General features: G+C 68.0%; 4 protein-coding genes and 1 pseudogene. 1 reads left to right on the forward strand and 4 read right to left on the reverse strand.

All coding sequences use genetic code 11. The features are described from left to right. Nucleotides 1-205 precede the first annotated feature (205 nt). Nucleotides 206-1,595 (reverse strand): annotated as a pseudogene (locus tag Ahu01nite_RS51695) (IS701 family transposase). Nucleotides 1,596-2,086: 491 nt separating this feature from the next. On the opposite strand from Ahu01nite_RS51695, the gene Ahu01nite_RS26480 reads away from it, so the two are divergent. After that, a complete protein-coding gene (locus tag Ahu01nite_RS26480) occupies nucleotides 2,087-2,347 on the forward strand; it encodes a hypothetical protein (protein WP_203839340.1) in 261 nt (86 codons plus the stop codon). A 375-nt stretch (nucleotides 2,348-2,722) separates the two neighbouring features. Here Ahu01nite_RS26480 and Ahu01nite_RS26485 read toward each other — a convergent pair whose 3' ends face one another. The 3 genes from Ahu01nite_RS26485 to Ahu01nite_RS26495 form a co-directional block, all read right to left on the reverse strand. Continuing rightward, a complete protein-coding gene (locus Ahu01nite_RS26485) occupies nucleotides 2,723-3,985 on the reverse strand; it encodes a glycoside hydrolase family 27 protein (protein WP_239159151.1) in 1,263 nt (420 codons plus the stop codon). Nucleotides 3,986-4,079: 94 nt separating this feature from the next. After that, entirely contained in the window at nucleotides 4,080-4,763 is a 684-nt protein-coding gene (locus Ahu01nite_RS26490; protein WP_203839341.1) for a response regulator, read from the reverse strand. Continuing rightward, the coding region (locus Ahu01nite_RS26495; protein WP_203839342.1) for a hypothetical protein at nucleotides 4,760-5,040 on the reverse strand (281 nt) is incomplete at its 5' end. The genes Ahu01nite_RS26490 and Ahu01nite_RS26495, both read right to left, overlap by 4 nt.

The following is a 5,040-nucleotide window of genomic DNA, read 5'->3' on the forward strand; positions in this document are numbered from 1 at the left end:
GGCCGTCGCTGACCATGAGCGTGACCGCAGGCGTGCCGCCGGTGACCTGTTCGACTGGGCCCGGTTCACCAACCGCTGGCGTGTGAAATACGCCGCCACCTACTAATAGGACTTTGTTAGGTGGGGACGGGTTGGTGGCAGTGTGGGCAGAACCCGAGCCAGGTGCCGAGTTGGTATTGCAGGTGACGTAGGACGGCGTAGAGGCTCAGGGCTGCCCGGGGGCATTTGGGTCGGCCTGCCGTAGTTGGGTGAGGAACAGTTGGGCGGTGGTGGTGAGGGTGACGTGGCGGTGCCAGCCGATCCAGGATCGGCCTTCGAAGTGGTCGAGGCCGAGGCCGGTTTTGAGTTCGCGGTAGTCGTGTTCGATGCGCCAGCGGCTTTTCGCCAGCAGGACCAGTTCGGCCAGGGGTGTGTCGGTGGGTAGGTCGGACAGCCAGTAGTCGGTGGGTTCGTCCTGGCCGGGTGGCCATTGCACCAGAAGCCAGCAGTCGGGCAGGACACCGTCGCCGTTGTGTGGCAGACCTTCTCGGACGCTCCTGCCGGCGGGGCGGATCCGCAGGGCGAAGAAGTGTCCGGACAGAGTGCCTGCGGCCTGGTCGCTGCCGCTGGTTGGCGGCTGGCAGCCGGTCACGCCAGTGCACGAGTGTGGCCTGTCCGGCGCCGACCTCGAGGGCGAGGTCTTTGATAGTGAGGGCTGGATGCTGATATTTCGGGGTGGGGTACTTCCCGACTCCGGCATAGCTCACCGCGACCGGCTCGGCATGACCGGGCTGGGCTGTGGTCGTCGAGGTGGTCGCCACGATATAGGAGATGCCGCGGTCGGTCAGGCCTTGCCGGAACTCGGCGACCTGACCGTAACCGGCGTCAGCGGTCAGCAACGGCGGATACAGGTTCCAGCCGGCGAGTTCGTCGATCATCTCCAAGGCCATCAGCCATTTCGCTCGGTAACGTTCGCTGTCCGGGATCTTCGACGCTGCCCTGCGGCGCAGGATCTGGGCGATCTGTTCCTCCCGCGGCACCTCTTTGCGCACGTGGGGTTTCTTCTTCCCGGCCTGATCCAGGGTGACCGGCTGCCGGCGCAGACGTTTGGCGTGCTCGTTGGCGACGGTGCCGGCGCTGTCGGGCACACAGGTCTCGTCCCAGGACTCCGGGACGAACAACCGCCAGTCCAGCACCGCCGACGCCGTATCGCACGCGGCGTGGACGCTGACCGCGACCTGGCAGTTCCCGACCTTGCCAAGGGTTCCGGAGTACTGCCGGGCGACACATGCTGATGCCAGGCCGTCCTTGGCGAACCCGGTGTCGTCGACGACCCACACCCTCGGCGCGACCACCTGCACCGCGGCCTGCGCGACCCGCCGCCGCACACCAGTCACGTCCCACGTCGACGAGGTCAGGAACTGCTGCAACTGCTGATGATCAACCCCGAGCCGGGCCGCCATCGGCTGCATCGACTTACGCTGCCCGTCCAGCATCAGGCCACGCAGATACCGCACCCCGGTCTCCCGCTAATCCACCCGCCGCAACCCCGCGAACATCTCCGCCGCGAACTCCTGCAGCTGTTCCCGAACCCGCGCCAGAACACCCTCATCCACGCCCGGCAGCCAACCACCTTCAACAAGTGGCTACAAGCGACACGCCACAACCACCTAACAAAGTCCTACTAACCCACGAACACCGAACTCTCCATCACACCCGGGGCCTGACACGACAATTAACACGCGCACGCGAAAGCACTCAACCAAAGGCGGCGGCCAGCTCCGAGCGTTGCCGGCCGGTGCTGCGATAGGTCAGTCCACGACCGGTGGCGAGTCCGGCGGGAATGGACACGACATGGGCGACGTGGTGGCTCTACGCGGACGAGCCGGACCCACGCAGGCATTCCTGCGTAACAGAGGAAACCCTGTGCGCCTTCTTCACGAGGCCCACCCATGCCGTACTTCGCTCGGCAATGGCAGCAACCCTGCCGCGATCGCGCAACAAACCAATCTTCGACCACTATTCCGGCGGCACGCTCTCACAGTCCGTGACCGCCGCCGGGCGGCCAGTGACTACTTGTGGCGTTCGGGCCGGAATGATGCTGTCCATGAGCAGCGAACGTGTCAGCTTCTTTGTCGTGGCCGTCCAGGCGGTTCGTGCTGGCTGGCGGCTGGACGGCGAGGCCGGTTATGACAGCCGGCATTGGGCGCGGCCCGGTGACGTCTTCGACCGCGTACTTCCCGAAGATGGCTCCGACGAGCGTGAAGTGAACCTTGTCGTAGACGAGCTGTCCGGGCTGCATGCGGTCGTCGCTGGCGTGGGAGGCGATCAGCTTCAACCGGGTGACCTTTTGTCCGGCGAGCGTTGATCAGTCGCGCAGACAGTGACAGCGTCCATCGATCGGTATCCGCTTCTGCCGCGATCCGCGTGCCTGGCGAGCCGGCGTTGGCCGGTCGACGAGGGTGCTGTGGCCGCATCGCTGAGCTCGGCTTCGAAGCTGGTCAGCTGGAGTGTTAGGACGACTGCCAGAAGCAGGAGCGCAAGGGCGCAGGCATTGCATGGAGTTGCGGGGCTCGGACGAGGGTTCTGAACTCCCGGGACCGACGGCCGCGACGACCGCGACGGCCACGACCGGGATATCGGGACATTCCACCGGCATGCCGACTCCGGAAGACACCAGCCGCCGTCGACCTGGGGGCGATCGCCTCGGCGACGCCCGGCATGGTCGGCGCCGACGTCGCTCCTAGTGGGAGGGCAGGGCGAGTTCGGTGCCGGTCAGGCGGAGCATGGCTGTGCCGTGGGCGGGGACGGTGACCGTGTACGAGCCCGTGGCGGTGGCTTCGTCGGAGCGGGTCCAGAGGTTGCGGATGTGGACCGGGCCGGCGAGGGCGATGTCGGTGAACGTGACCGTGATCGGGTGGGCGGTGTCGGTGCGGTTGAGGAAAGCGACGGCGCGGGTGCCCGTACCTGTGAGGGGTTTGGACCAGACCTCGGAGGTGCCGACCTGCTTGCCTTGGCGGGCGAGGGGGTCCTGGTCGACGGCGAGGATTTCCGGGTTGGTGAGGGCTGCGGTCATCGCGGGGGTCAGGGTGCGGGGGTCGGAGCCGATGATGAGCGGGGCGGCCATGAGGGCCCACATGGCTAGCTGGGTGCGGGATTCCTCGAAGGTGAGTTCGGTGCCGCCGGTCGGCAGGGGGCGCATCGGGAGGAGGTAGTCGGGGTCGTTGTAGTGGCCGGGGCCCGCGGCGGAAGGGTGGGCGGCGTTGGCGTCCAGGTTGCGCAGCATTGCCGGCCATTCGGTGTCCGGTTGCGGGTCGATCATGCCGACGTCGGTGTAGGTGCGCCAGGATTCGGCGACCTGCGGGGCGTACGTCCAGGTCCAGGTCGACAACGACGAAAGTGGATAGGGGCCGCCGCCCCAGTCGCTGGTGACCGGGTTGCAGATGTTGAGGATCATCGGCCGGGGTGACGCCTGGACCTGCGCGGCGAGGCGGCGGAACGACGTTTCCGGGTCGAGGCCGGCGGCGCGGCCGCAGAGCCAGTCGGCTTTGAGGGCGTCGAAGCCCCACGCGGCGAACTGGCGGACGTCGTCGCGGTAGTGGCCGTCGCTGCCGAGGCCGCACTGGCCTTCGAGGTACGGGCCGGCGTCGGTGTAGATGCCTGCCTGGAAGCCGCGTTCGTGCAGGTAGCGGGTCAGCGCCGGCATCCCGGACGGGAACCGGGCCGGGTCGGCGATGAGTTCGCCGTCCTTGCCGCGCGGCGTGGGCGCCGCCCAGTTGCCGTCGACCCAGATGATCCGGTAACCGGCGTCGCGCAGACCGTGGGTGGCCATGTAGTCGGCGACGGACCGCACCTCGGCCTCGGTGGGGTCGCCACCGAGGGTGAAATACGTGTTCCAGCCCAGGTACGGCGTGGGCGACAGGTGCCGGGCCGGCGCGTCCGGGGCGGGGACGACAACGGTCGCGAGGACCAGCAAGACCGACAGGGCTACGCGTACGACGTGCACGTGCCTCCTCGCGGACAGTGGGCCGTTCGTCAGGTTCCTCCAGGACCCGGTCTACCCCGGGTTCCTAGGAATTGCCTGTCACAGGCCCCGCGGGTCAGGCCCCCGGCAGAGCGTCACCCTGACGGACCAGGCCGTTCTGGTACGCCAGGACGACCAGCTGAGCCCGGTCGCGCACGCTGAGTTTCGTCATCGCCCGGTTCACGTGCGTCTTGGCGGTCAGCGGCGACAGGAACAGCCGCTCCGCGATGTCGTCGTTGGACAGCCCGTGTGCCACCAGCACCAGCACCTCCCGCTCCCGGTCGGTGAGCAGGGCGAGCCCCGGCACGACCCCGGACGGCTGCGGCCGCAGACTCGTGAGGAACCGGCTCACCAGCCCCCGCGTGGCCTTCGGCGACAGCAGTGCCTCGCCGCTCGCCACCACCCGGATCGCGTGCAACAGATCCTCGGGCGGCACACTCTTGCCGAGAAACCCGCTCGCCCCTGCCTGCAACGCCAGCACGACGTTGTCATCGTTCTCGAACGTCGTCAGCACCAGCACCCGCACCCCGGCCAGATTGTCATCCGCCCCGATCCGCCGCGTCGCCTCGATCCCATCCATCCGGGGCATCCGGATATCCATCAACACCACATCGGCCCGAGCGGTCCTGGCCAGCTCCACGGCCTCCTTGCCGTCGCCAGCCTCCCCCACCACGGCGAACCCCGGCTCAGAATCGATGATCATCTTGAACCCGGCCCGGATCAACGCCTGATCGTCAACCAGCAGCACCCGGATAGTCACGCCGACTCCTCCCGGCTCTCGGCCATGTCGGAACGCTGCTGCGAACCCTCGCCGCGCTGCAGCCCCGAGCTCTCCGGCAACCCCGGTCCCGGCTGGAACTCCAGGCCCTGCCGGGACTCCAGGCCCTGCCGAGTCACTACGCCCTGCCGAGCCTCCAGGTCCTGCGGGTCCCGCGGGGTCCCCGGGTCATGCGGGTCCCGCGGGGTCCCCGGGAACTCCGAGTCCCGCTGAGTCTCTGGGCCTATTTGGGTCTCTGGGCTCTGCTGAGCCTCCGGGT

This window comes from Winogradskya humida (assembly GCF_016862215.1).
GTDB classification, from domain to species: domain Bacteria; phylum Actinomycetota; class Actinomycetes; order Mycobacteriales; family Micromonosporaceae; genus Actinoplanes; species Actinoplanes humidus.